The organism is Halobacillus sp. BBL2006 (genome assembly GCF_000786645.1).
Lineage (GTDB): Bacteria > Bacillota > Bacilli > Bacillales > Halobacillaceae > Halobacillus.
In genome coordinates this window covers 1-624 of sequence record NZ_JRNX01000789.1, presented here as the reverse complement: position 1 = coordinate 624, position 624 = coordinate 1, and the positions used below count along the sequence as shown (strand labels likewise).

The 624-nt window shown below is 43.8% G+C and carries 1 pseudogene; it reads right to left on the bottom strand.

Annotated elements, in window-relative coordinates:
- Nucleotides 1-624, bottom strand: a pseudogene (locus LD39_RS19695) (pyruvate carboxylase); the annotation flags it as partial.

The following is a 624-nucleotide window of genomic DNA, read 5'->3' as shown; positions in this document are numbered from 1 at the left end:
CCCTTGGAAAAACTCTACGACACTGTCTGGGAAATCAAGAGAATCTCCACGATCGTAAACATCGTCTTCACTAAGCTCATTTTGTACCATGAACAGCGCCATATCTCCAACAACTTTTGATGAAGGAGTTACCTTTACGATGTCTCCGAACATATCGTTGACGCGACGGTACATTTTCTTGACTTCTCCCCACCTGTCATTTAGCCCTACAGCCTTCGCCTGCTGTTGAAGGTTACTATACTGTCCTCCAGGCATTTCGTGTTCATACACTTCTGTATGAGGAGCCATCATTCCACTTTCAAAATCGTGATAGTACTTTCTTGTATCTTCCCAATAATGGCCTAATTCTTCATAAGCTTTTATATTTACGTTAGGCTTGCGCTCATTGCCTTCCAATGCATAGTAGAGGCTGTTGGCACTCGGTTGTGACGTTAGTCCAGCCATCGAACCCGTAGCTACATCAACAACGTCAACACCTGCTTCTACTGCACGGGAATAAGTGAAAATTCCATTTCCGCTCGTATCATGCGTATGCAAGTGAATCGGAATATCAACGGCATCCTTTAATGTAGAAATCAGCTGATAGGCGGCTTCAGGCTTCATCAAACCAGCCATATCTTTTAT